The sequence below is a fragment of the Pantoea sp. BRR-3P genome, from assembly GCF_039621635.1.
Lineage (GTDB): Bacteria > Pseudomonadota > Gammaproteobacteria > Enterobacterales > Enterobacteriaceae > Pantoea > Pantoea floridensis.
The window spans coordinates 2784787-2810650 of the sequence record NZ_CP155066.1 but is presented as its reverse complement, the minus strand read 5'-3'; the positions used below and the strand labels follow the sequence as shown (position 1 = coordinate 2810650).

The window sequence follows — 25864 nt, the reverse complement described above, 5'->3', positions numbered from 1 at the left end:
GTTATGCCAGAGGGACCGGAGATCCGCCGCGCGGCGGATCAGCTGGCAGAGGCAATGGAAGGCAAGCCACTCACCGATGTGTGGTTTGCTTTTCCCGAGCTGAAAACCTACGAACCGGCGCTGATGGGAGCCACCGTCAACGCTTTTGAAACGCGCGGCAAAGCGCTGCTAACGCACTTCTCAAACGGCCTGACACTCTACAGTCACAATCAGCTATACGGCGTCTGGCGCGTGGTGCCAACCGGTACGCAGCCGAATACCACGCGACAGCTGCGCGTGCGGCTCGCCAATGCCGATAACACCATTTTGCTCTACAGCGCCTCAGACATTGAGTTGCTCAACGCTGATACCTTAGCGGCACATCCCTTTTTACAACGGGTTGGACCGGATGTGTTAGATGCCAGCTTAACCGTGGATGACGTGCGCGAGCGCCTGTTATCGCCGCGCTTTCGACGTCGTCAGTTCAGCGGCCTGCTGCTCGATCAGGCTTTTCTCGCCGGCTTGGGCAATTATCTGCGCGTGGAGATTTTGTGGCACGCCGGATTGCTGGCGTCGCATCGTGCGCAGGATTTAAGTGAGCAGCAGCTCACGGCGCTGAGTGAAGCGATGCTGGCGGTGCCGCGTTTGTCTTATCAGATGCGTGGCAGCATGAAGAAATATCACGAAGATGCCGCGTTTCGCTTTGAGGTGTTTCATCGTCAAGGCAAAAAATGTCGGCGTTGCGGGGCGGTGATTGAGAAGGGGGTATTGTCATCGCGGCCATTTTATTGGTGTCCGGGATGCCAGGTGTAGCGGTGCGATCTCGCGCACAATAAAAAAGGCGGCCATGTGGCCGCCTTTTGTTTATTTGTCCAGCTCCGAGGTAAATGGACGCTCGGTGTAACCGGTATACAGCTGACGCGGACGGGCAATTTTCATGCCTTCGTCGTGCATCTCTTTCCAGTGTGCAATCCAGCCCACGGTGCGCGCCATGGCGAAGATGACGGTAAACATGGAAGACGGAATGCCCATCGCTTTCAGGATAATGCCTGAGTAGAAATCGACGTTTGGATAGAGTTTACGCTCGATGAAGTACGGGTCGTTCAGCGCAATATGTTCCAGCTCCATCGCCACTTCCAGCAGGTCATCTTTCATCCCCAGCTCGTTCAGCACTTCGTGACAGGTGTCGCGCATTACGGTGGCACGCGGATCGTAATTCTTATAAACGCGGTGGCCAAAGCCCATCAGACGGAACGAATCGTTCTTGTCTTTCGCACGTTTTACAAACTCTGGAATGTGCTCAACGGTGCTGATCTCTTCCAGCATGCGCAGCGTCGCTTCGTTGGCACCGCCGTGTGCCGGTCCCCACAGTGAAGCGATACCTGCGGCGATACAGGCAAACGGGTTCGCGCCGGAAGAGCCTGCGGTACGCACGGTTGAAGTTGATGCATTCTGCTCATGGTCGGCGTGCAGAATCAGAATACGGTCCATGGCGCGTTCCAGCACCGGGTTAACTTTGTACTCTTCGCACGGCGTGGCGAACATCATGTGCAGGAAGTTACCGGCATAAGAGAGGTCGTTGCGTGGATACACAAACGGCTGGCCGATGGAGTATTTGTAGCACATCGCTGCCATGGTCGGCATTTTCGATAGCAGGCGGAAGGCGGCGATTTCACGGTGACGCTCAATGTTGACGTCTAAAGAGTCGTGATAAAACGCGGCCAGCGCGCCAGTCACCCCACACATCACCGCCATTGGATGTGAATCGCGGCGGAAGCCGTGGAACAGTCGGGTGATTTGCTCGTGGATCATGGTGTGGCGGGTAACGATGGTGCGGAATTCTTCGAACTGAGCCTGAGTCGGGGCTTCGCCATTCAGCAAAATGTAACACACTTCAAGGTAATTAGAGTGGGTTGCCAGCTGGTCAATCGGGAAACCGCGGTGTAACAGAATGCCTTCATCACCATCAATGAAAGTGATTTTGGATTCGCATGACGCCGTAGAGGTGAAGCCGGGATCGAAGGTGAACAGGCCTTGTGAGCCAAGGGCGCGGACATCAACAACATCTTGTCCCAGCGTGCCTTGCATCACATCCAGTTCAACAGAAGTATTATCTTGTAGGGTTAGCGTCACTTTTTTATCTGTCATTATTTCGTCTCCATAGCGCCTTAGTAGGTAAGGATCTTAGACACCAGAATAGCCTTCATATTGCATAAAACCACAATCTTCACAGCATCACTCTGCGGTAACGTTTGTCGTGCAGGGTTACAGTGTGAACGCTGAATTTGGGCCATTCGGTGGCGTCGGGGCATGACATGCTGCACATCGCGGATGTTAAAGATCCTGTCACGACATAACTTCTTGGTAACCAATAACCTGATGCTTTGCATTGCTTGTAGTGGCAATGTTACATAACTTGAGCTTAGGGGAAAGTGTATCCCCATAACTTTTGTGCATCATAGGGCTTTAATGCGATTGTTTGTAACTGAAATGTTGATCTTTTGTCAAATCAGATAATTAAAAATGTATGAATTGTGAAATTCGTGAGGATGATCACTGTTCAGCCTAAATGTGACCAAAGAGATTGTAGGGGAATTGTAATCAGAATGTGATCCTCCTATACTGCGGCCAGGTCTCCGGAACACCCTGACACCAGGAGCCACCCAGCGTTTTACCCGCTTTATTTAACACTGGATGTTGCTATTTTGGTGGCGGTTGCAGTCTGAACACACGCTGTGTCTCTGATGCAACTCAGGACCGGAGGAAGCAAAATAAAAAAGAGCTGTGTGGGCAAAACCGTGAAAAAACAAAGACCTGTTAACTTGGATCTCTCGACGATCCGGTTTCCCGTTACTGCAATATCGTCCATTCTCCACCGCGTCTCCGGCGTGATCACCTTTGTCGCTCTCGGAATTCTGCTCTGGTTACTGGGTCTCTCTCTCTCCTCTCCAGAAGGTTTCCTGCAAGCGGCATCCATCATGGATAGCTTCTTCGCCAAATTCATCATGTGGGGCATTTTAACTGCGCTGGCGTATCACGCCGTGAGCGGTATTCGTCATATGTTGGCTGATTTTGGTGTGACGGCAGAAACCCTGCAGGTGGGAACCCGTTCCGCGCAAGCGGCTTTTGTTATCACTGTCGTGCTCTCAATTTTGGCTGGAGTCCTCGTATGGTAAGCAATGCTTCTGCATTAGGACGCAACGGTATTCATGACTGGCTGTTACTGCGTGCTGCTGCAATCTTAATTACGCTCTACATTCTCTACATCCTCGGTTTTGTCGTGATGACAGGCACGCTGACGTATGACGTCTGGCATGGCTTCTTCTCTTCTGCCTTCACCAAAGTGTTCACCATGTTGACGCTGTTCTCGATTCTGATCCACGGCTGGATTGGGATGTGGCAGGTGCTGACTGACTACGTGAAACCAGTAGCAACCCGTTTGCTGCTGCAGTTTGTGATTGTGGTTGCGCTGTTGTCATACGCGATTTATGGAACCGTTGTAGTGTGGGGTGTGTAAATGAGTTTGCCAGTCAGAGAATTTGATGCCGTGGTGATCGGCGCGGGTGGGGCAGGAATGCGTGCCGCTCTGCAAATCTCCCAATCGGGCCAGACTTGTGCCCTGTTATCCAAAGTTTTCCCAACCCGTTCCCATACCGTATCGGCGCAGGGCGGTATTACCGTTGCGCTGGGCAATACCCATGAAGATAACTGGGAATGGCACATGTATGACACCGTCAAAGGTTCCGACTATATCGGTGACCAGGACGCGATCGAATATATGTGTCATGTTGGTCCAGAAGCGATTCTGGAGCTGGAACATATGGGTTTACCATTCTCTCGTCTTGATGACGGCCGCGTGTATCAGCGTCCGTTTGGTGGCCAGTCGAAAAACTTTGGCGGTGAGCAGGCAGCGCGTACCGCTGCGGCTGCCGACCGTACTGGCCACGCCTTACTGCATACGCTGTATCAGCAGAACCTGAAGAACAAAACCACCATCTTCTCCGAATGGTATGCGCTGGATCTGGTGAAAAACGAAGACGGTGCGATTGTCGGCTGTACCGCTATCTGCATGGAAACCGGTGAAACCGTCTACTTCAAAGCCAAAGCCACCATTCTGGCCACGGGCGGTGCGGGACGTATTTATCAATCCACCACCAACGCACACATCAACACCGGTGACGGTGTCGGTATGGCGCTGCGCGCAGGCGTTCCGGTGCAGGATATGGAAATGTGGCAGTTCCACCCAACCGGCATTGCTGGCGCGGGCGTGCTGGTCACCGAAGGGTGCCGTGGTGAAGGCGGTTACCTGCTGAACAAGCACGGTGAACGCTTCATGGAGCGTTATGCACCGAACGCCAAAGATTTGGCGGGTCGTGATGTCGTTGCACGTTCAATGATGGTGGAAATTCGTGAAGGTCGTGGTTGCGACGGCCCATGGGGCCCGCACATCAAACTGAAACTCGATCATCTTGGTGCTGAAGTGCTGGAGTCGCGTCTGCCGGGTATTCTTGAGCTGTCGCGTACCTTTGCCCACGTTGATCCCATTAAAGAACCGATCCCCGTCATCCCAACTTGCCACTATATGATGGGCGGCGTGCCGACCAAAGTAACCGGTCAGGCGCTGCGCGTGAATGAGCAGGGCGAAGATGTGGTGATTCCGGGTCTGTTTGCCGTCGGCGAAATTGCCTGCGTATCGGTACACGGCGCTAACCGTCTTGGCGGTAACTCGCTGCTCGATCTGGTGGTGTTCGGCCGCGCAGCCGGTGTGCATCTGCTTGAGTGCATTGAAGAGCAGGGCGAGCTGCGCGAGGCCACGCAAGAAAATATTGATGAAGCGATGGCGCGCTTTAACCGCTGGGAAAACAACACTACCGGTGAAGACCCGGTCGAAATCCGTAAAGCGCTGCAGCGCTGCATGCAGAACAACTTCTCGGTATTCCGCGAAGGTGATGCGATGCGTGAAGGTCTGGAAGAGCTGAAAGTGATTCGTGAGCGCCTGAAATCGGCGCGCCTTGATGATCGTTCGCCCGATTTCAATACTCAGCGTATCGAGTGCCTTGAGCTGGATAACCTGATGGAAACCGCTTACGCCACCGCTGTTGCCGCCAACTTCCGTACCGAAAGCCGTGGTGCGCACAGCCGCTTCGACTATCCGGAGCGCGATGATGAAAACTGGCTGTGCCACAGTCTCTATGTTCCGCAGACGGAAAGCATGACGCGCCGTGAGGTGAACATGCAACCGAAACTGCGTGCGGCCTTCCCGCCGAAAGCGCGTACTTACTAATTGCGGAGATCATCATGAGACTCGAATTTTCAATCTATCGTTATAACCCGGAAGTCGATGCCAAGCCGCGTATGCAAGAGTACACGCTGGAATCGGAAGATGGTCGCGACATGATGTTGCTGGATGCGCTGATCCGTCTGAAAGAGAAAGATCCGACGCTGGCTTTCCGTCGCTCATGCCGTGAAGGCGTGTGCGGTTCAGATGGTCTGAACATGAACGGTAAAAATGGCCTGGCGTGCATCACACCGATTTCTGCACTCGGCAACGGTTCGAAGAAAATTGTCATCCGTCCATTGCCAGGTTTGCCGGTGATCCGCGACCTCGTGGTAGACATGGGACAATTCTACGCACAGTATGAGAAGATTAAGCCTTTCCTATTGAATAATGGGGAAAATCCACCGGCGCGCGAGCATTTACAGAGCCCAGCCGAGCGTGAGCATCTGGATGGATTGTACGAGTGTATTCTCTGCGCCTGTTGCTCCACTTCGTGCCCGTCGTTCTGGTGGAACCCGGACAAGTTCATCGGTCCGGCTGGCCTGTTGGCCGCTTACCGTTTCCTGATTGACAGCCGCGACACGGAAACCAATGCGCGTCTCGACAATCTAAACGATGCTTTCAGTGTTTTCCGCTGTCACAGCATCATGAACTGTGTGAGCGTGTGCCCGAAAGGCCTAAACCCAACGCGCGCTATCGGCCATATTAAGTCGATGCTGCTGCAACGCGGGGCGTAACAGTAAGTCACTGTCCGGGTACTGAGGTTCCCGGATGTTTACGGAAGCCTCTATAAGCGCGGTACTGACCACGCTTATAAAGGTTCCCTTACGAGCCAGGCGCCGGTAGCGCACAGGTTCGTATCGCTGAACTCACTACGGCAAGCCGCGTAAGCGGTAACAAATGAAACCTCATAAAAAGCAGATTAATGCTTAAGGGATCACAATGCAGAACAGCGCGATGAAACCCTGGCTGGACTCCTCCTGGCTGGCCGGCGCGAACCAATCTTACATAGAGCAACTCTATGAGGATTTCCTGACCGATCCTGACTCAGTTGATGACATGTGGCGCGAGCTGTTCCAGCTGCTGCCGGGCACTGGCGTGAAACCTGAGCAATTTCACTCCACCACGCGTGACTACTTCCGCCGCCTGGCAAAAGACGCTACGCGTTACACGTCAACCGTGACCGATCCGGCGACCAACTCAAAACAGGTTAAAGTGCTGCAGCTGATTAATGCGTTCCGCTTCCGCGGCCATCAGCATGCAAACCTCGATCCTCTTGGCCTGTGGAAGCAGGAAACCGTAGCGGATCTCGATCCGGCTTATCACGATCTGACCGACGCCGATTTTCAGGAAAGCTTTAACGTAGGTTCTTTTGCTATCGGCAAAGAAACCATGAAGCTGGCCGATCTGTTCGCGGCGCTGCAGCAGACTTATTGTGGCTCGATTGGTGCAGAGTACATGCACATCAACAACACCGATGAGAAGCGCTGGATTCAGCAGCGTCTGGAATCGGTGGTGGGCCATGCGTCTTTCAGCAGCGACGAGAAAAAAGGTTTCCTGAAAGAGCTGACCGCGGCAGAAGGCCTGGAAAAATATCTGGGTGCCAAATTCCCGGGTGCAAAACGCTTCTCGCTGGAAGGTGGCGATGCGCTGGTACCGATGCTGCGTGAGATGATTCGTCACGCAGGTAAGAGCGGTACGCGCGAAGTGGTGCTGGGTATGGCGCACCGCGGTCGTCTGAACGTGCTGATTAACGTCCTGGGTAAAAAACCGCAGGATCTGTTCGACGAATTCTCCGGCAAGCACAAAGAACATCTCGGCACCGGCGACGTGAAGTACCACATGGGCTTCTCGTCTGACGTGGAAACCGAAGGCGGCCTGGTGCATCTGGCACTGGCGTTCAACCCGTCGCATCTGGAAATCGTTAGCCCGGTCGTCATGGGTTCGGTGCGTGCGCGTCTGGATCGTCTGGCTGAACCAAGCAGCAATAAAGTTCTGCCTATCACCATTCACGGTGATGCTGCGGTTATCGGCCAGGGCGTGGTGCAGGAAACCCTGAACATGTCGCAGGCGCGTGGTTACGAAGTGGGCGGTACCGTTCGCATCGTCATCAACAACCAGGTTGGCTTTACCACCTCCAACCCGAAAGATGCGCGCTCTACGCCGTACTGTACTGACATCGGCAAGATGGTGCTAGCACCGATTTTCCACGTCAATGCGGACGATCCAGAAGCGGTGGCGTTTGTCACTCGCCTGGCGCTGGATTATCGCAACACCTTCAAACGCGATGTCTTCATCGATCTGGTGTGCTATCGCCGTCACGGCCACAACGAAGCCGATGAGCCAAGTGCCACTCAGCCGTTGATGTACCAGAAAATCAAAAAGCATCCAACGCCGCGTAAACTCTATGCCGACCAGCTGGAAAGCGAAGGCGTAGCGACCAGCGAAGATGCCACCGAAATGGTGAATCTCTACCGCGATGCGCTGGATGAAGGCGAATGCGTGGTGCCGGAATGGCGTCCGATGAGCCTGCATTCCTTCACCTGGTCGCCGTATCTCAACCACGAGTGGGATGAGAGCTACCCCGCAACCGTTGAATTGAAACGCCTGCAGGAGCTGGCGCGCCGCATCAGCAGCGTACCGGAATCGGTAGAAGTGCAATCACGCGTCGCCAAGATTTACAACGATCGTAAAGAGATGGCCGAAGGCAACAAAGCGTTCGACTGGGGCGGTGCAGAAAACCTCGCCTACGCCACGCTGGTTGACGAAGGCATTCCGGTGCGTTTGTCCGGTGAAGATACGGGTCGCGGCACCTTCTTCCATCGTCATGCGGTGATTCACAATCAGACTAACGGCTCAACCTACACGCCGCTGCACCATGTCCATAACGGTCAGGGTCAGTTTAAAGTGTGGGATTCCGTGCTGTCTGAAGAAGCGGTACTGGCCTTCGAATACGGTTACGCCACCGCCGAGCCGCGCGTGCTCACCATTTGGGAAGCGCAGTTCGGCGACTTCGCCAACGGTGCACAGGTGGTCATCGATCAGTTCATCAGCTCCGGCGAGCAGAAATGGGGCCGGATGTGTGGCCTGGTGATGTTGCTGCCACACGGTTATGAAGGCCAGGGCCCTGAGCACTCCTCGGCGCGTCTGGAGCGTTATCTGCAACTCTGTGCTGAGCAGAACATGCAGGTGTGCGTGCCTTCAACGCCAGCGCAGGTTTACCACATGCTGCGTCGTCAGGCGTTGCGCGGTATGCGCCGTCCGCTGATCGTGATGTCGCCGAAATCTCTACTGCGTCATCCGCTGGCAATTTCCACGCTGGAAGAGTTAGCGACCGGCAGCTTCCAGCCAGCGATCGGTGAGATCGACGATTTGGATCCGCAGCAGGTTAAGCGTGTGGTGCTGTGTTCGGGCAAGGTTTATTACGATCTGCTGGAGCAGCGCCGTAAGAACGAGCAGACCGACGTGGCCATCGTACGTATCGAACAGCTCTATCCGTTCCCGCACAAAGTCGTGCAGGACGTATTGAAAAACTATGCTCATGTGCAGGATTTCGTGTGGTGTCAGGAAGAGCCGCTGAATCAGGGCGCATGGTATTGCAGTCAGCATCATTTCCGCGAAGTGGTTCCATTTGGTGCGTCACTGCGTTATGCAGGCCGTCCGGCTTCTGCTTCACCGGCCGTGGGCTACATGTCCGTACATCAAAAACAGCAGCAAGACCTGGTTAATGACGCGCTGAACCTTGGTTAATAAAAAGGAAAGAAAATGAGTAGCGTAGAAATTCTCGTTCCCGATTTGCCTGAATCCGTAGCGGACGCAACGGTTGCAACCTGGCACAAAAAACCTGGCGACTCTGTGAGCCGCGATGAAGTACTGGTTGAAATTGAAACCGACAAAGTGGTGCTGGAAGTGCCTGCTTCAGCGGACGGCATTCTGGAAGCCGTGCTGGAAGAGGAAGGGGCTACCGTGACTTCGCGCCAGATTCTGGGTCGCCTGAAAGAGGGCAACAGCGGCGGGAAAGAGACAGCGGCAAAAGCAGAAAGCAACGAGTCTACTCCGGCTCAGCGCCAGACTGCTTCGCTGGAAGAAGAGAGCAACGATGCGCTCAGCCCAGCGGTACGCCGTCTGATTGCTGAAAACAACCTTGATGCCAGCCAGATCAAAGGCACGGGCGTTGGCGGCCGTCTGACGCGTGAAGATGTGGAAAAACATTTGGCGAAGAAAGCCGACGGCGGCAAAGCTGCATCAGCGCCAGCCGCTGCCGCGGCACCGCAGGCTGCTGTGGCTAACCGCAGCGAAAAACGCGTACCGATGACGCGTCTGCGTAAGCGTGTGGCCGAGCGTCTGCTGGAAGCGAAAAACAGCACCGCTATGTTGACCACTTTCAACGAAATCAACATGAAGCCAATCATGGATCTGCGTAAGCAGTACGGTGATGCGTTTGAAAAACGTCACGGCGTGCGTCTGGGCTTCATGTCCTTCTACATCAAGGCGGTGGTTGAAGCGCTGAAACGCTTCCCGGAAGTCAACGCGTCTATTGATGGCGAAGATGTGGTTTACCACAACTATTTCGATGTGAGCATTGCGGTTTCTACCCCGCGTGGCTTGGTAACGCCTGTGCTGAAAGATGTTGATGCGCTGAGCATGGCCGACATTGAGAAGAAGATTAAAGAGCTGGCAGTGAAAGGCCGTGACGGCAAGCTGACGGTTGAAGAGCTGACCGGCGGTAACTTCACCATCACCAACGGTGGTGTGTTTGGTTCGCTGATGTCCACGCCAATCATTAACCCTCCGCAGAGCGCCATTCTGGGCATGCACGCCATCAAAGAGCGCCCAATGGCGGTCAATGGTCAGGTGGTGATTTTGCCAATGATGTATCTGGCGCTCTCTTACGATCACCGTCTGATTGATGGTCGTGAATCCGTTGGCTATCTGGTCGCGGTGAAAGAGATGCTGGAAGATCCAGCGCGCCTGCTGCTCGACGTCTAATTTCGCCGGGTGCGCGGTGATAAAGGCGCACCCAAAATCTTACCTGAATGGATAGAACATCATGAACTTACATGAATACCAGGCGAAGCAGCTGTTTGCACGCTATGGCATGCCAGCACCGACAGGCTACGCCTGCACCACGCCACGTGAAGCCGAAGAAGCCGCGTCTAAAATTGGCGCCGGTCCGTGGGTAGTGAAATGTCAGGTTCATGCCGGTGGCCGCGGTAAAGCGGGCGGCGTGAAAGTGGTTAACAGTAAAGAAGATATTCGTGCTTTCGCTGAGCATTGGCTGGGCAAACGTCTGGTGACCTATCAAACTGACGCGCACGGCCAGCCGGTAAACCAGATTCTGGTTGAAGCCGCCACTGATATCGATCAGGAGCTGTATCTGGGCGCGGTGGTTGACCGTGCAACCCGTCGCGTGATCTTCATGGCCTCGACGGAAGGCGGTGTTGAGATTGAGAAAGTGGCAGAAGAAACGCCACACTTGATCCACAAGATGGCGCTGGATCCTCTGGCAGGTCCTCAGCCGTATCAGGGGCGCGAGTTGGCATTCAAACTGGGCCTGACCGGTAAGCAAGTCAGCCAGTTCACCAAAATCTTCATGGGTCTGGCGACCATGTTCCTCGAGCGCGATCTGGCAATGGTTGAGATCAACCCGCTGGTGATCACCAAGCAGGGCGACCTGATCTGCCTGGATGGTAAATTAGGCGCAGACGGTAACGCACTGTTCCGTCAGCCGGAGCTGCGTGAAATGCGCGATCCAAGCCAGGAAGATCCACGTGAAGCGCACGCAACACAGTGGGAACTGAACTACGTTGCGCTGGATGGCAACATCGGCTGCATGGTGAACGGCGCCGGTCTGGCGATGGGCACCATGGACATCGTGAAACACCACGGTGGTGAGCCGGCAAACTTCCTTGATGTTGGCGGCGGCGCAACCAAAGAGCGCGTGACTGAAGCCTTCAAAATCATCCTGTCTGACGATGCCGTTAAAGCGGTATTCGTTAACATCTTCGGCGGCATCGTGCGTTGCGACTTGATCGCAGACGGCATCATTGGTGCGGTAGCAGAAGTGGGTGTGAGCGTGCCAGTGGTGGTACGTCTGGAAGGTAACAACGCCGAGCTGGGCGCTAAGAAACTGGCGGACAGCGGTCTGAATATCATTGCAGCAACCAGCCTGACAGACGCAGCACAGCGTGTTGTCGCTGCAGCGGAGGGTAAATAATGTCCATTTTGATCGACAAAAACACCAAAGTCATTTGCCAGGGTTTCACCGGTGGTCAAGGGACATTCCACTCTGAGCAGGCGCTGGCCTACGGTACGCAGCTGGTTGGCGGTGTCACGCCAGGCAAAGGCGGCACCACGCATCTTGGCCTGCCCGTGTTCAACACCGTGCGCGAAGCGGTAGAAGCGACTGGCGCAACCGCCACCGTGATCTACGTTCCGGCGCCGTTCTGCAAAGACGGTATCCTGGAAGCTATCGATGCGGGTATCAAGCTGATCATCACCATCACTGAAGGTATTCCAACCCTGGATATGCTGACCGTGAAAGTGAAGCTGGATGAAGCAGGCGTACGTATGATCGGCCCGAACTGCCCAGGCGTGATCACCCCAGGCGAATGTAAGATCGGTATTATGCCGGGCCACATTCACCAGCCGGGCCGCGTAGGTATCGTCTCGCGTTCAGGAACGCTGACCTATGAAGCCGTTAAGCAGACTACGGACATCGGCTACGGCCAGTCTACCTGCGTCGGTATCGGTGGTGACCCGATCCCAGGCTCTAACTTCATCGACATCCTGAAACTGTTCCAGGAAGATCCACAGACCGAAGCGATCGTGATGATCGGTGAGATCGGTGGTAGCGCGGAAGAAGAAGCGGCTGCCTACATCAAAGCACACGTGACCAAACCCGTTGTGGGCTACATTGCCGGTGTAACTGCACCGAAAGGCAAGCGTATGGGTCACGCAGGTGCCATCATTGCCGGTGGTAAGGGCACTGCTGATGAGAAGTTTGCTGCACTGGAAGCGGCCGGTGTGAAAACCGTTCGTAGCCTTGCCGATATTGGTGATGCGGTTAAAGCGGTTCTGCCCATTAAATAAGTCATCGGTCAGATGTAAAAGAGCCACCTTCGGGTGGCTTTTTTTATGTGATAACCCATCAAACCGCAGGGAAAAAAATCCTAACAACTTGAAAAACTGCGGCTATGCTTACTCTGTCATCCAGGTAAAGAAGGGAAAATTCGCTGGATTTAAGCCAAAAAGTTGAAAGATAGATTCCCGCAATGAGGTTAAATATTTGCGGGAAAGGTAATTATATTCTTAATTAAATTTTGTGGTTTTGACAATTAATTAACAACGACTTTATCAATACATATTTGGAAATTTATTGTCTTAATCCAGATCAATAATTTGCGACTTAAAGGAAACTTTACCGCTGGCAAAGCGCAACCTAACCAGTATAAATTGCGCTGCATCAATTCAGTCTTCTTCATAATTTTTCAGGAGTTTGTGTCAGGCGTTGTCATATCAATTCTGCCGCCTCCCCATATCACTCCTGCTCGAAATTGACTGAAATGATCGGATTTTCAGGGAATTTCGTCACTGTTACTCGCTCTCTTCGGGCAGCAGGTTTCTCTGTTCTATCAGTAACAAAACTGGAATCAATAATCAGTCGTTCCTGAATCTTATTCTGCGCGTCAATGTCTGTTGTTTGCCGTTGTCATCCGCAGAGCGAGTTCATGCGAGGAGCAAGGAGTCATCATGTTAGATATTGTCGAGCTGTCGCGTTTACAGTTTGCCCTAACGGCGATGTACCATTTCCTGTTCGTGCCTTTAACGCTAGGTATGGCGTTTTTGCTGGCGATCATGGAAACCGTATATGTCCTGACGGGGAAACAAATTTATAAAGATATGACCAAGTTCTGGGGCAAGTTATTTGGTATTAACTTTGCGCTAGGCGTGGCTACCGGTCTGACAATGGAGTTTCAGTTCGGTACTAACTGGTCATATTACTCCCACTACGTCGGCGATATTTTCGGTGCGCCGCTGGCCATCGAAGGCTTGATGGCGTTCTTCCTCGAATCCACCTTTGTCGGCCTGTTTTTCTTCGGCTGGGATCGCCTGGGCAAGGTTCAACACCTTGCGGTGACCTGGTTGGTGGCACTCGGTTCGAATATGTCGGCGCTGTGGATTTTGGTGGCGAACGGCTGGATGCAAAATCCCATCGCATCAGAATTTAATTTCGAAACCATGCGCATGGAGATGGTGAGTTTCTCCGAGCTGATCCTCAATCCGGTGGCGCAGGTGAAATTCGTGCACACCGTAGCTGCGGGCTACACCACCGGAGCCATGTTCATTCTTGGTATTAGCGCATGGTATCTGCTGAAAGGGCGTGATATCGCTTTTGCTAAACGCTCTTTTGCTATCGCAGCAAGTTTCGGCATGGCAGCGATTTTGTCCGTTATCGTACTGGGTGATGAATCCGGTTATGAAATCGGCGACGTGCAGAAAACCAAACTGGCCGCAATTGAAGCGGAGTGGGAAACCCAGCCGGCACCGGCCGCGTTTACCCTGTTTGGTATCCCGGATCAGGACACACAGCAAAATAAATATGCCATTCAGATCCCGTATCTGCTTGGCCTGATCGCGACGCGTTCAGTTGATACGCCGGTTACTGGGCTGAAAGATCTTTTGGCGCAGCATGAAGTGCGTATCCGTAACGGCATGAAAGCCTATGCATTGCTGAACGAATTGCGTGCAGGTAGCAAAGATCCGGCGGTGCGTAGCCAGTTTGAAGGCAGCAAGCAAGATCTCGGTTATGGTCTGCTGTTAAAACGCTATACCTCGGATGTGGCTAACGCTACTGAAGCGCAAATTCAGAAAGCAACTCAGGACTCTATCCCGCGTGTGGCGCCGTTGTACTTCGCCTTCCGCATCATGGTGCTGGGCGGTGTGTTGATGCTGGGAATCATCACTCTCTCCTTCTGGAGCGTTATTCGCAACCGTATTGGTAAATCTCGTTGGCTGATGAAAGCGGCGCTATACGGCATTCCGCTACCATGGATTGCAATTGAGTCCGGTTGGTTTGTTGCCGAATATGGTCGTCAGCCATGGGCGATTGGTGAGGTGCTGCCAACAGCGGTAGCCAACTCTTCATTGACCGTCGGCGATCTGCTGTTCTCGATGATTCTGATTTGCGGTCTCTACACCTTGTTCCTCGTGGCGGAAATGTACCTGATGTTCAAGTTTGCGCGCCTCGGTCCAAGCAGCCTGAAAACCGGCCGCTATCATCATGAAACGCTGAAATCATCATCTCAGCCGGTGCGTGGATAAGGAGAGCTACCATGTTTGACTATGAAGTTTTGCGCTTTATCTGGTGGCTGCTGATTGGCGTGTTGCTGATCGGTTTTGCGGTTACCGACGGCTTTGATATGGGCGTGGGCATGCTAACGCGTGTGCTTGGCCGCACCGATACCGAGCGCCGTATCATGATTAACAGCATTGCGCCGCACTGGGACGGAAACCAGGTTTGGCTGATCACCGCCGGTGGTGCGCTGTTCGCGGCCTGGCCGATGGTGTATGCCGCCGCCTTCTCTGGCTTCTACGTAGCGATGATTCTGGTGCTTGCTTCACTGTTCTTCCGCCCGGTGGGTTTCGACTACCGCTCGAAGATTGAGGATATGCGCTGGCGCGGCATGTGGGATTGGGGCATCTTCATTGGTAGCTTTGTGCCGCCGCTGGTGATTGGTGTAGCGTTCGGTAACCTGCTGCAAGGCGTGCCGTTCCATGCCGATGAATATCTGCGCCTCTTCTATACCGGTAACTTCTTCCAGCTGCTGAATCCGTTTGGCCTGTTAGCGGGTGTGGTGAGTGTGGCGATGATCCTGACGCAAGGGGCCACGTACCTGCAAATGCGTACAACCGGTGAATTACACCTGCGCACCCGCAGTACCGCACAGATCTCAGCGTTGGTAATGATGGTGTGCTTCGTGCTTGCCGGCGTGTGGGTGAAATATGGTATTGACGGTTATGTACTGAAAAGCGTCATCGATCATCACGCCGCATCCAACCCGCTGGGTAAAGATGTCGTGCGTGAAGCCGGTGCATGGATGGTGAATTTTGAGCAGACGCCGGTGTTGTGGCTGTTCCCGCTGTTGGGCGTCGTGCTGCCACTGCTGACCGTTCTCTGCTCGCGTTTGGAGAAAGGTGCCTGGGCATTTATCTTCTCTTCACTGACACTGGCCTGCGTCATTATGACCGCTGGTATCGCGATGTTCCCATTCATCATGCCTTCCAGCACCGTGCCGGGCATCAGCCTGACCATGTGGGATGCCACGTCTAGCCTGCTGACGCTGAAAGTGATGACCATTGCCGCCATCATCTTTGTACCGATTATCCTGGCGTACACCGCCTGGTGTTATTACAAGATGTTTGGCCGTATCACTAAAGAACACATTGAGAGCAATACGCACTCCCTGTACTGATTAAGGAGATTGAGCATGTGGTATTTTGCCTGGATTCTTGGCACCTTGCTGGCCTGTGCGTTCGGTGTGATCACGGCGCTGGCGCTGGAGCATGTTGAAGAGAGCAGCGCGAAGGATAAACAAGCCTGATGCGCGCAGTGATTCAGACACTCTATCGTCTGATGGACAAGGGCCCGTTACGGGCCCTTTCGTTGATCCTTGCGCTGTGGCTGGCGGGCTGTGTTATTTGGCAGCCCTCACGCTTTGCCGCGCGAACCAGTGATTTAGCGATATGGCATGGACTTTTGCTGATTTGGGCCGTCTGCGCTGGCGTTATTCACGGCAGCGGATTCCGTCCGCAGCGTTTACGCTGGCAGGCGCTGTTCTCTCCGCTACCGGCGGTGCTGGTACTGCTGATCGGTATCGTCTGGTTCTATCATTAAGTTCTGAATCAGGACTTAAAAATGCTGCTTTTTCAGGCGCTGACGTGAGGTTTTGTCAGCGTCAGGTCAAGAAACATCCTAAAAATCCTTCCAGTTGTTAACCTGTGATAATTATTTTCTCCTGGCTCTGGCGGACCATTCCCAAGCCGATCTCTCTTGCGTATAGTAGCAACGTTTAAAATGAGACCGGGATGTAGAGTGAGTACTACGCTGTTTCGCTGGCCGGTTCGGGTCTATTACGAAGACACCGATGCTGGTGGTGTGGTTTACCACGCCAGTTATCTTGCTTTCTATGAACGAGCACGTACCGAAATGCTGCGCCAGCATCATTTCAATCAGCAAGTCCTGTTGGAAGAGCAGGTCGCTTTTGTGGTACGACGCATGACGATTGATTTTGTTGCGGCCGCACGTCTTGACGACCTTCTGGAGATTCAAACAGAAGTCACCGCAATGACCCGTGCAACCATGACATTCTCACAGCGTATCGTGAATGCAGAAGGCAAAGTGCTAAATGAAGCAGAAGTCCTGATTGCCTGCATCAACCCACATCTAATGAAGCCAATTGCGCTTCCCAAGTCTATTGTCGCGGAGTTCAAGCAGTGACTGACATGAATGTTCTTGATTTGTTCCTGAAGGCAAGCCTTCTGGTCAAACTTATCATGTTGATTTTGATCGGCTTTTCCATTGCCTCTTGGGCAATCATTATTCAACGCACGCGCATTTTGAATGCTGCCGGGCGTGAAGCCGAAGCATTTGAAGATAAGTTTTGGTCGGGTATTGAGCTTTCACGCCTTTATCAGGAAAGCCAGGGGCGCCGTGATGAACTGGGCGGCTCTGAGCAGATTTTCTATTCGGGTTTCAAAGAGTTTGCGCGCTTGCATCGTGCCAATAACCATGCACCGGAAGCAGTGGTGGAGGGTGCGAGCCGTGCAATGCGTATTTCTATGAATCGTGAACTGGAAGCGCTGGAAAACCACATTCCTTTCCTTGGCACCGTGGGTTCCATCAGTCCGTATATTGGTCTGTTTGGTACGGTGTGGGGGATCATGCACGCCTTTATCGCCCTCGGGGCGGTAAAACAGGCAACGCTGCAAATGGTTGCACCCGGTATTGCCGAAGCGTTGATCGCTACCGCCATCGGTCTGTTTGCGGCCATTCCTGCCGTTATGGCGTACAACCGTCTGAACCAGCGCGTGAATAAACTGGAACAGGGCTACGACAACTTTATGGAAGAGTTCACGGCTATCCTGCATCGTCAGGCTTTCTCCACCGACAACACGAAGTAAGTCGAGGTTAACGATGGCCAGAACCCGTGGTCGCGGTGGACGCCGCGAACTTAAGTCGGAAATCAACATTGTTCCTCTTCTGGACGTGCTGTTGGTGTTGCTGCTCATCTTTATGGCAACGGCGCCGATTATTACGCAGAGCGTGGAAGTGGACCTGCCGGATGCAACAGACTCGAAAACCGTTTCGACCGATGATAATCCACCGGTGATTGTTGAAGTGGCGGGCATTGGGCAGTACAGCCTGGTGGTGGATCACGATCGTATGACGCAATTGCCGCCGGAACAGGTGGTAAGTGAAGCGCAGCGCCGGATTGAAGCCAATCCGAAAACGGTCTTTCTGATCGGCGGTGCGAAAGACGTCCCTTACGACGAAATCATCAAGGCGCTGAACCTGTTGCATCAGGCTGGCGTGAAATCTGTCGGTTTGATGACGCAGCCGATTTAAAGCCAACCGTTTTTGGGAACCGAGAGTGTCGAAGGCAACCGAGCAGAACGACAAGTTAAAGCGCGCGATAATCGTGTCGGTGATTCTGCACATTGTGCTGATCGCCTTACTGATTTGGAGCTCGTTTAACGAGAAAATCGAATCCAGCGGCGGTGGCGGTGGCAGTGATATTGACGCAGTAATGGTCGATTCCGGCGCCGTGGTTGAACAATATAACCGCCAGCAGAATCAGCAAAGAGACAGTCAGCGTGCCGAGCAGCAGCGTCAGAAACAGTCGCAGCAGCAGGCCGAAGAGTTACAGCAGAAACAGGCCGCCGAGCAGCAACGCTTGAAACAGATGGAAAAAGAGCGTTTGCAGGCTCAGCAAGAAGCGAAAGAGCAGGCGAAACAGCAGGCTGAGCAGCAGAAAGCCGCTGAGGCTGCCGCGAAGCAGGCGCAGGAACAGCAGAAAACTGCCGAAGCAGCTGCCGCAAAAGCCAAGGCCGATGCCAAAGCAGAAGCGGATGCGCAGGCAAAAGCTGCCGCTGATGCCAAAGCCAAAGCGGTAGAAGAGGCTAAACAAGCTGCGGCTGACGCGAAGAAAAAAGCGGAAGAGCAAGCGAAGGCTGCTGCTGCTGAAGCGGCAAAAGAGAAAGCGGCGCAGCAGGCAAAAGCCGCCGCCGAAGCGAAAGCCAAAGCGGACGCTGAAGCGAAAGCCCAGGCCGCTGCCGATGCGAAGGCTAAAGCGGCTCAGGAAGCGAAAGAAGCTAAAGAGCAAGCGGCGGCGGAAGCGAAAGAGAAAGCGGCAGCTGAAGCGAAAGCTAAGGCCGATGCGGCAGCCAAGGCAAAAGCAAAAGCGGCGGCTGATGCAAAAAAAGCCGCTGCTGAAGCGGCTAAGAACGAAAATGCGGTTGACGATCTGTTGGGTGGTTTGTCTTCTGGTAAGAATGCACCGAAAAGCGGTACCGCTTCTGGTGGCGCGGCAGGGCAGGGCAATCAGAAGAAGGCCGGAGCGTCAGGCGCAGATATCAATAATTACATGGGGCAAGTAGTCGGCGCGATTCAGAGCCGTTTCTACGATGCTGATTTGTATAAAGGTAAAGAGTGCAACCTGCGCATTAAGCTGGCACCGGATGGTTTGCTGATTGATGTTAAATCGGAAGGTGGTGATCCAGCCTTGTGTCAGGCGGCTATCGCTGCTGCGAAGCAGGCTCGTATTCCTAAACCGCCTTCTCAGGCAGTGTATGAAGTGTTTAAAAACGCACCTATGCGTTTCAAACCGGAATAATGCAGTAACGTATGGCAGGTTGAACTATGGTTAGCTTGCCGTACTCTATGAGTACTCGTGTTTTTCAGGAACTGTGCGAATTATCATGAACCTCTGGTTCAGGTAAGGGAGATAAGATGAAGCAGGCACTTCGTGTAACCTTAGGTTTTTTTGTACTGCTGTGGGCAGCTATGCTCCATGCAGAAGTACGTATTGAAATTACGCAGGGCGTTAACACCGCACGTCCTATTGGTGTGGTTCCGTTCCAATGGGCAGGCCCTGGTGCGGCACCAGAAGATATCGGCGGTATTGTAGGTGCCGACTTACGTAACAGCGGCAAATTTAACCCGCTGGATCGTTCCCGTCTGCCGCAGCAACCCGCGAGTGCGCAGGAAGTCCAGCCTGCTGCATGGAGCGCCTTGGGCATTGATGCGGTTGTAGTGGGCCAGGTAACGCCAAACGCTGACGGCAGCTATCAAATTGCCTATCAGCTGGTGGATACCGGTGGCGCACCAGGCACTGTATTGGCGCAGAACTCTTACAAAGTGACGAAGCAGTGGCTGCGCTATGCCGCGCACACCGCCAGTGACGAAGTGTTCGAGAAGCTGACCGGTATCAAAGGCGCATTCCGTACCCGTATTGCATATGTGGTTCAGACCAATGGCGGTCAGTTCCCGTATGAGTTGCGCGTGTCGGATTACGATGGCTACAACCAGTTTGTGGTTCACCGTTCACCGCAGCCATTGATGTCGCCAGCCTGGTCACCAGATGGCAGCAAAGTGGCTTACGTGACCTTTGAAAGTGGTAAATCTGCGCTGGTGGTTCAGACGCTGTCTAACGGTGCAATTCGTCAGGTCGCTTCTTATCCGCGCCACAACGGTGCGCCAGCCTTCTCACCGGACAGTTCTAAACTGGCCTTCGCGCTGTCGAAAACCGGTAGCCTTAACCTGTATGTGATGGATCTGGCTTCTGGCCAGACGCGTCAGGTAACGGACGGCCGTTATAACAGCACAGAACCGACGTGGTTCCCGGACAGCCAGACGTTGGCTTATACCTCGGATCAGGCCGGTGCGCCTCAGATTTATAAAGTTGGAGTTAACGGCGGTGCGCCACAACGTATTACCTGGGAAGGTGCGCAAAACCAGGATGCGGATGTGTCTACCGACGGCAAAACCATGGTGATGATCAGCAGCGCCGGTGGCGCGCAGCACGTCGCCAAACAGGATCTGGTAACGGGAGCCGTTCAAACAATAACGGATACGTTCCTGGATGAAACGCCAAGTCTGGCGCCAAACGGCACAATGGTAATCTATAGCTCTACTCAGGGGATGGGTTCCGTGTTGCAGTTGGTTTCAACCGACGGGCGTTTCAAAGCGCGTCTTCCGGCAACTGATGGACAGGTCAAATTCCCTGCCTGGTCGCCGTATCTGTGATGCATAGGTCCCCTGCACGGCGGGGGATTAAAATGTATGGCAAACAAAATAATAGGATAAAGAAATGCAACTGAATAAAGTGCTGAAGGGTTTGATGCTGGCTCTGCCGGTTATCGCAGTAGCTGCATGTAGCTCACACAAAAACAACAACAACGATCAGACTGGTATGGGCGCTAACGACGGTGCTTACGGTGCTGGTGCGGGCCAGAACGGTAACATGTCTTCTGACGAGCAAGCGCGCCTGCAGATGCAGCAGCTGCAGCAGAACAACATCGTTTACTTCGGTCTGGACAAGTATGACGTGCAGTCTGATTACGCTCAGATGCTGGATCAGCACGCTGCATTCCTGCGTAGCAACCCGTCTTACAAAGTGACCATCGAAGGTCATGCGGATGAGCGCGGTACCCCAGAATACAACATCGCCCTGGGCGAACGTCGTGCAAGCGCCGTTAAGATGTATCTGCAAGGCAAAGGCGTTTCTGCTGACCAGATGTCTATCGTTTCTTACGGTAAAGAAAAACCAGCTGTACTGGGTCATGACGAAGCGGCATACGCTAAAAACCGTCGTGCCGTACTGGTTTACTAAGATAATCGTATGATGAGTAACTTCAGACTTCATCTATTGAGTCTGTCGTTACTGGTTGGTTTAGCGGCCCCCTGGGCCGCTAATGCCCAGGTGTCAATCAGTAGCGTTGGCTCAGGCTCGGTCGAAGACCGCGTCACCACTCTTGAACGTATCTCTAATGCCCAGGCTCAGCTTTTGCAGCAGTTGCAGCAGCAGATGAGCGATAACCAAAGCGATATCGATTCGCTGCGCGGGCAAATCCAGCAAAACAGCTATCAGCTTAACCAGGTTGTTGAGCGCCAGAAACAGCTCTATCAGCAGATCGATAGCCTAAGCTCCGGCAGTAATGGTGCGCAGGCGAGCGGTAGTGCAGATGCGGCGGCAGGCGCAGCAGCTGCGAATAGCGCTAGCAGCGATAATGCCAGTGCGGCAGCGCCAGCTCAAACCGGCGACGCCAACACGGATTACAATGCTGCGGTTGCATTGATTCTGGAGAAGAAGCAGTACGATCAGGCCATTACAGCCCTGCAGGCTTGGGTGAAGAAATATCCTGATTCTACCTATCAGCCGAATGCCAATTACTGGCTCGGTCAGCTGTTTTACAACAAGGGTAAAAAAGACGATTCGGCCTATTATTTTGCCACTGTGGTAAAAAATTATGCGAAATCGCCAAAAGCCCCGGAAGCGCTGTTTAAGGTTGGCGTGATCATGCAAGAGAAGAACGACACGGCGAAAGCCAAAGCGGTCTTCCAACAGGTGATCAAACAATTCCCAAATAGTGATTCTGCTAAGCAGGCGCAAAAACGCCTTGCCGGGTTGTAATTTGTGCATAAAAGACCGGATTTCGTGTGATTTCTGGTCTTGCAGCATGAAAGGTAAGCGATTGAGTGATTTGGTGATAAATAAGGGTTGCGCCGCCCCGCTAAATCAGTAATATATGCCGCCGTTGCCGGGACATATCTTAACAAGTATCGGCAGCACTGAAGATGGGTCGTTAGCTCAGTTGGTAGAGCAGTTGACTTTTAATCAATTGGTCGCAGGTTCGAATCCTGCACGACCCACCATCTCAACCCGTTGTTAGTGAGATGATTTCTTCAGTAAGCTTCACAACCTTGATGGGTCGTTAGCTCAGTTGGTAGAGCAGTTGACTTTTAATCAATTGGTCGCAGGTTCGAATCCTGCACGACCCACCATCAAATCAGGTTGTAAGCCCCCAGCGGGTCGTTAGCTCAGTTGGTAGAGCAGTTGACTTTTAATCAATTGGTCGCAGGTTCGAATCCTGCACGACCCACCAGTTATGTAGAAAGGCGCCCTAAAGGCGCCTTTTTGCTTTTCTATGTTTTTTAAATGTTAGGTCCTTTCGGCTGTTGACTCGGTTTACTTGCTCTTAACCGGCGTCAGACTTTTCCAAATATGCAGCACCGCATAGCTGCGCCACGGTCGCCAAACCTGCGATAACTGCTCCGCCACTTTGGCACTCACGCCGCCGAGATTATTACGAATCGCAATGTCCTCTTTGGGAAACGCATCAGGCCAACGCAGCGCGCGCATCGCAATATAACTCGCCGTCCACGGCCCAATCCCTTTCAGCGCCAGCAACTGCTGCTGAACCACATCAGGATTCACCGCTCCGTTAAAGCGCAAGGCACCAGAAGTACACGCCTGCGCCAATGCCTGAATAGCATGAGAACGCGCACTCACAATCCCAAGGCTAGCGATATCATCAATGCTTGCCGCCGCCAGCGCCTCGGCATTGGGCGGCAGACGAGACAGCTCTGGCCACGGCGTTGCCAGCGGTTCGCCAAAGCGTTGTGCCATGCGACTACTCAGCGTCGTTGCGGCTTTCACCGTCACTTGTTGGCCGAGTATCGCCCGAACACCTAGCTCGAAGCCGTCAAACGCACCAGGAACGCGTAAACCGGGAAAGCGCGATAAACTCTCCGCCAGCAGCGCATCGTGGCTGAGGTGCTCTGCTATGCGCTGTGGCTGCGCATCCAAATCAAACAGATCGCGCAGACGACGTAACAGGGCGGGCAGTACCGGCGTTAGCGAAGTCGTGAATTGCACGTTCAATGACTGTTTCTCTGCGAGATGGCTCACGCGCACCCAACCGCGACAGCCGCCCAGCGCCACGGTGCGGTGATACAGGCCGTCGTTGACCCATTCCACCTCTTTCATTACGCGCTGCTGCAGGAAATCGAGCATCGCATCCCAATCGTAAGGCGGCCGATAACTGAGGCGCAGTTCGGCGCTTTCCTGCACCGTAGTAGTAGAATCGGGCTGACTCTGCTTGCGCAGGCGGGAAGGTGTCATGCGGTAGCGCGCCTGAAACACATCATTAAAACGTCTCAGACTACGGAAGCCGCTGGCGTAGGCAATTTCCGTTACCGGTAGCGAGGTTTCCGTCAGAAGCTGCTTAGCGAGCAGCATACGGCGCGTCTGACGCAATTCTAAGGGCGAAACACCGAGCTCCTGCTGCACCACACGCCGTAATTGACGTTCGCTGAGGTTGAACTCGCTGGCGATCTCTGCGAGCGTCTCCTGCTCTTCCAGCAAGCCCTCTTCAATACGGCGGATCAAACGATCGGCAATGCGATGATGACTATCCACCGGCGCAAAACCGGGCGCCAGTTCCGGGCGACAGCGTAAGCATGGTCGAAAATGCGCTTTCTCGGCGGCTTCTGCGCTGCTGAAAAACAGGCAGTTCTTCTGCATCGGTGCTTTCACCGGACAGATCGGTCGGCAATAAATGCCGGTTGACGTTACGCCGACAAAAAACAGCCCGTCAAAGCGACTATCGCGCGAGGTTAGCGCCTGGTAAGCAATTTCAGGATCAAACATCATCATCTCCAGCAAATAAACGGCATGGTCGCGCAAGCTCAACCGGAAAACTCGCTGCTTTCGGACAGCTAACCAGTTTATGCTGATGACCGAAAACAGCCAGTTTCTTGCGGCGGAAATGCGATAATCGCTAACAGAGATTACGCCGGAGGTGCACTATGTATCATGCCAAAATTATCGCCACCCCTGTTGGGGAGCTCACGCTTATTGCTACTGACAACGGATTGTCGGCCATTCTGTGGGAAAACGAAGGTTCGCAGCGCGTGCCGTTAACGCCGATCAGCCGTAACGATCAACACCCGATACTCTGTGAGGCAGAACGCCAGCTGCGCGAATATTTCGCCGGTGAACGCCAGCAGTTTGATATGCCGTACGACACGGTAGGCACCGAATTCCAGAAAAAAGTGTGGCAAGCGTTACTCACTATTCCGTTTGGTGAAACCCGTAGCTATCAGCAAATCGCCGAACAAATTGGCAATCCCAAAGCGGTGCGCGCGGTAGGGGCGGCGAACGGTAAAAACCCGCTTTCGATTATGGCGCCGTGCCATCGCGTGATTGGCAGCAACGGAAAACTGACCGGCTTTGCGGGCGGTCTCAGCGTTAAAGCGTTCCTGCTTGAACTGGAAAGCCCACAGAAATCTATCGGCAGCGTATTGTTGCTATAGAGCGCGCAAAAAAGAGACGACACTCTCGTGTATTTCCGCTATCGTGTTTAGCATATAAAACACGATGGCGGTTTTAATGCCGCATCATCGCCGCAGTAGGCGATTTTGTTAAATTGAGAAAACGAGAGCCGTGTCATGAGTCTGATGTTTGATCCTGAAAACGCGATCTATCCTTTCCCGCCGAAACCGGCGCGTCTCAGTGTGGATGAAAAATCCTACTACAAGAACGAAATCAAACGCTTGCTAAAAGAACGTGATGCGGTGATGGTGGCCCATTATTACACCGATCCAGAGATTCAGGCGCTGGCGGAAGAGACCGGTGGCTGCGTATCAGACTCGCTGGAAATGGCGCGTTTCGGCAGCACGCATCCAGCAAAAACCTTGCTGGTGGCGGGCGTGCGTTTTATGGGCGAAACAGCAAAAATCCTCAGCCCGGAAAAAACCGTGCTAATGCCTACGTTGCAGGCGGAATGTTCGCTTGACCTTGGTTGCCCTATTGAAGAGTTCAACCGCTTCTGCGATCAGCATCCCGATCGCACCGTGGTGGTGTATGCCAACACCTCGGCGGCGGTTAAAGCGCGCGCCGATTGGGTGGTGACGTCGAGTATTGCGGTTGAACTGATTGAACATCTGGATAGTCTCGGCGAGAAAATCATCTGGGCGCCGGATCGCCATCTTGGCCGTTACGTCACGCAGAAGTCCGGTGCCGATGTACTGTGCTGGCAGGGCGCGTGCATCGTGCATGACGAATTCAAAACCCAGGCGCTGCAACGTATGAAAGCGCTCTATCCGGATGCGGCGGTGTTGGTGCATCCTGAATCACCGCAGGCGATTGTCGATTTAGCCGATGCGGTCGGTTCCACCAGCCAGCTGATTCAGGCGGCGCAGAGCCTGCCGCATCCGCAGATGATCGTCGCCACCGATCGCGGCATCTTCTATAAAATGCAGCAGGCGGTACCGAATAAAGAGCTGCTGGAAGCGCCAACCGCCGGTGAAGGCGCCACTTGCCGCAGCTGTGCGCACTGTCCGTGGATGGCGATGAACGGCCTTAAAGCTATTGCCGAAGGATTAGCACGCGGCGGCAGCGAGCATGAAATTCATGTTGAAGACGCGCTGCGTGAGGCTGCGTTGATCCCACTCAATCGCATGCTATCTTTCGCTGCAGATCTTAAACTCAAGGTAAAAGGGAACGCATGACGCGTACCCTGCATATTTAGGCTATAGGTACC

24 protein-coding genes and 3 tRNA genes are annotated in these 25864 nt (G+C 53.6%); 25 read left to right on the top strand and 2 right to left on the bottom strand.

All coding sequences use genetic code 11. The annotated features are described in order from the left end of the window. Positions 1-3: 3 nt before the first annotated feature. Complete coding sequence (gene nei / locus AAGR08_RS13070; protein WP_345827071.1) at positions 4-792, top strand: endonuclease VIII; 789 nt, start codon at positions 4-6, stop codon at positions 790-792. A gap of 51 nt (positions 793-843) precedes the next feature. Here the strand turns inward: nei and AAGR08_RS13065 are convergent, their stop codons facing one another. Then, positions 844-2127, bottom strand: a complete 1284-nt coding sequence (locus AAGR08_RS13065) for a citrate synthase (RefSeq protein WP_345827070.1) — start codon at positions 2125-2127, stop codon at positions 844-846. A 638-nt stretch (positions 2128-2765) separates the two neighbouring features. Here AAGR08_RS13065 and sdhC point away from each other — a divergent pair. The 22 genes from sdhC (at position 2766) to AAGR08_RS12955 (ending at position 22423) form a co-directional block, all read left to right on the top strand. After that, complete coding sequence (gene sdhC, locus AAGR08_RS13060) at positions 2766-3155, top strand: succinate dehydrogenase cytochrome b556 subunit (protein WP_097097569.1); 390 nt, start codon at positions 2766-2768, stop codon at positions 3153-3155. Then, the gene (gene sdhD / locus AAGR08_RS13055) at positions 3149-3496 is read left to right on the top strand and encodes a succinate dehydrogenase membrane anchor subunit (RefSeq protein WP_049850912.1); all 348 of its coding nucleotides are present in this window, start codon (positions 3149-3151) and stop codon (positions 3494-3496) included. Before sdhC ends, sdhD begins: the two co-directional genes overlap by 7 nt. Further along, positions 3497-5263 carry a succinate dehydrogenase flavoprotein subunit gene (sdhA, locus tag AAGR08_RS13050; RefSeq protein WP_097094553.1) on the top strand — a complete coding sequence of 589 codons (1767 nt, stop codon included), beginning with the start codon at positions 3497-3499 and terminating at the stop codon, positions 5261-5263. A gap of 14 nt (positions 5264-5277) precedes the next feature. Beyond that, complete coding sequence (locus tag AAGR08_RS13045; RefSeq protein WP_097094552.1) at positions 5278-5994, top strand: succinate dehydrogenase iron-sulfur subunit; 717 nt, start codon at positions 5278-5280, stop codon at positions 5992-5994. A gap of 205 nt (positions 5995-6199) precedes the next feature. After that, positions 6200-9007, top strand: coding sequence for a 2-oxoglutarate dehydrogenase E1 component (gene sucA / locus AAGR08_RS13040; protein ID WP_345827069.1), 2808 nt, complete (start codon positions 6200-6202; stop codon positions 9005-9007). 15 nt (positions 9008-9022) lie between these two features. After that, positions 9023-10246, top strand: coding sequence for a 2-oxoglutarate dehydrogenase complex dihydrolipoyllysine-residue succinyltransferase (odhB, locus tag AAGR08_RS13035; protein WP_097094550.1), 1224 nt, complete (start codon positions 9023-9025; stop codon positions 10244-10246). Between the two features lie 61 nt (positions 10247-10307). Next, the gene (gene sucC / locus AAGR08_RS13030; protein ID WP_345827068.1) at positions 10308-11474 is read left to right on the top strand and encodes an ADP-forming succinate--CoA ligase subunit beta; all 1167 of its coding nucleotides are present in this window, start codon (positions 10308-10310) and stop codon (positions 11472-11474) included. Beyond that, complete coding sequence (gene sucD / locus AAGR08_RS13025) at positions 11474-12349, top strand: succinate--CoA ligase subunit alpha (RefSeq protein WP_101763214.1); 876 nt, start codon at positions 11474-11476, stop codon at positions 12347-12349. Before sucC ends, sucD begins: the two co-directional genes overlap by 1 nt. A gap of 660 nt (positions 12350-13009) precedes the next feature. Further along, positions 13010-14581 (top strand): cytochrome ubiquinol oxidase subunit I, encoded by a 1572-nt coding sequence (gene cydA / locus AAGR08_RS13020; protein ID WP_097094549.1) that lies wholly within the window; start codon positions 13010-13012, stop codon positions 14579-14581. Between the two features lie 11 nt (positions 14582-14592). Continuing rightward, the gene (gene cydB, locus AAGR08_RS13015; protein WP_097094548.1) at positions 14593-15732 is read left to right on the top strand and encodes a cytochrome d ubiquinol oxidase subunit II; all 1140 of its coding nucleotides are present in this window, start codon (positions 14593-14595) and stop codon (positions 15730-15732) included. A gap of 15 nt (positions 15733-15747) precedes the next feature. Further along, the gene (gene cydX / locus AAGR08_RS13010; protein ID WP_097094547.1) at positions 15748-15861 is read left to right on the top strand and encodes a cytochrome bd-I oxidase subunit CydX; all 114 of its coding nucleotides are present in this window, start codon (positions 15748-15750) and stop codon (positions 15859-15861) included. Continuing rightward, a complete protein-coding gene (gene ybgE, locus AAGR08_RS13005) occupies positions 15861-16154 on the top strand; it encodes a cyd operon protein YbgE (protein ID WP_345827067.1) in 294 nt (97 codons plus the stop codon). The genes cydX and ybgE overlap by 1 nt, the downstream gene beginning before the upstream one ends. Positions 16155-16352: 198 nt before the next feature. After that, on the top strand, positions 16353-16757 hold the full coding sequence (gene ybgC, locus AAGR08_RS13000) for a tol-pal system-associated acyl-CoA thioesterase (protein WP_097094545.1): 405 nt from the start codon (positions 16353-16355) through the stop codon (positions 16755-16757). Next, the gene (tolQ, locus tag AAGR08_RS12995; RefSeq protein ID WP_034829162.1) at positions 16754-17440 is read left to right on the top strand and encodes a Tol-Pal system protein TolQ; all 687 of its coding nucleotides are present in this window, start codon (positions 16754-16756) and stop codon (positions 17438-17440) included. Before ybgC ends, tolQ begins: the two co-directional genes overlap by 4 nt. A 13-nt stretch (positions 17441-17453) precedes the next feature. Further along, positions 17454-17885: a colicin uptake protein TolR gene (gene tolR / locus AAGR08_RS12990; RefSeq protein ID WP_097094544.1), complete on the top strand. Its 432-nt coding sequence runs from the start codon at positions 17454-17456 to the stop codon at positions 17883-17885. Between the two features lie 25 nt (positions 17886-17910). Then, a complete protein-coding gene (gene tolA, locus AAGR08_RS12985) occupies positions 17911-19152 on the top strand; it encodes a cell envelope integrity protein TolA (RefSeq protein ID WP_345827066.1) in 1242 nt (413 codons plus the stop codon). Between the two features lie 116 nt (positions 19153-19268). Next, positions 19269-20564, top strand: coding sequence for a Tol-Pal system beta propeller repeat protein TolB (gene tolB, locus AAGR08_RS12980; RefSeq protein WP_345827065.1), 1296 nt, complete (start codon positions 19269-19271; stop codon positions 20562-20564). A gap of 64 nt (positions 20565-20628) precedes the next feature. Continuing rightward, the gene (gene pal / locus AAGR08_RS12975) at positions 20629-21150 is read left to right on the top strand and encodes a peptidoglycan-associated lipoprotein Pal (RefSeq protein ID WP_097094541.1); all 522 of its coding nucleotides are present in this window, start codon (positions 20629-20631) and stop codon (positions 21148-21150) included. 9 nt (positions 21151-21159) lie between these two features. Next, entirely contained in the window at positions 21160-21951 is a 792-nt protein-coding gene (gene cpoB / locus AAGR08_RS12970) for a cell division protein CpoB (RefSeq protein ID WP_345827064.1), read from the top strand. 166 nt (positions 21952-22117) lie between these two features. Then, positions 22118-22193, top strand: a tRNA-Lys gene (locus AAGR08_RS12965). Positions 22194-22246: 53 nt separating this feature from the next. Beyond that, positions 22247-22322, top strand: a tRNA-Lys gene (locus tag AAGR08_RS12960). A 25-nt stretch (positions 22323-22347) separates the two neighbouring features. Next, positions 22348-22423, top strand: a tRNA-Lys gene (locus AAGR08_RS12955). An 83-nt stretch (positions 22424-22506) separates the two neighbouring features. Here the strand turns inward: AAGR08_RS12955 and AAGR08_RS12950 are convergent. Then, on the bottom strand, positions 22507-23970 hold the full coding sequence (locus AAGR08_RS12950; protein ID WP_345827063.1) for an AlkA N-terminal domain-containing protein: 1464 nt from the start codon (positions 23968-23970) through the stop codon (positions 22507-22509). A 158-nt stretch (positions 23971-24128) separates the two neighbouring features. Here AAGR08_RS12950 and AAGR08_RS12945 point away from each other — a divergent pair, with 158 nt between their 5' ends. Both AAGR08_RS12945 and nadA read left to right on the top strand, forming a co-directional pair. Beyond that, positions 24129-24635, top strand: coding sequence for a methylated-DNA--[protein]-cysteine S-methyltransferase (locus AAGR08_RS12945; protein WP_097094538.1), 507 nt, complete (start codon positions 24129-24131; stop codon positions 24633-24635). Positions 24636-24770: 135 nt separating this feature from the next. Next, positions 24771-25832, top strand: coding sequence for a quinolinate synthase NadA (nadA, locus tag AAGR08_RS12940; RefSeq protein WP_097094537.1), 1062 nt, complete (start codon positions 24771-24773; stop codon positions 25830-25832). Positions 25833-25864: the final 32 nt, after the last annotated feature.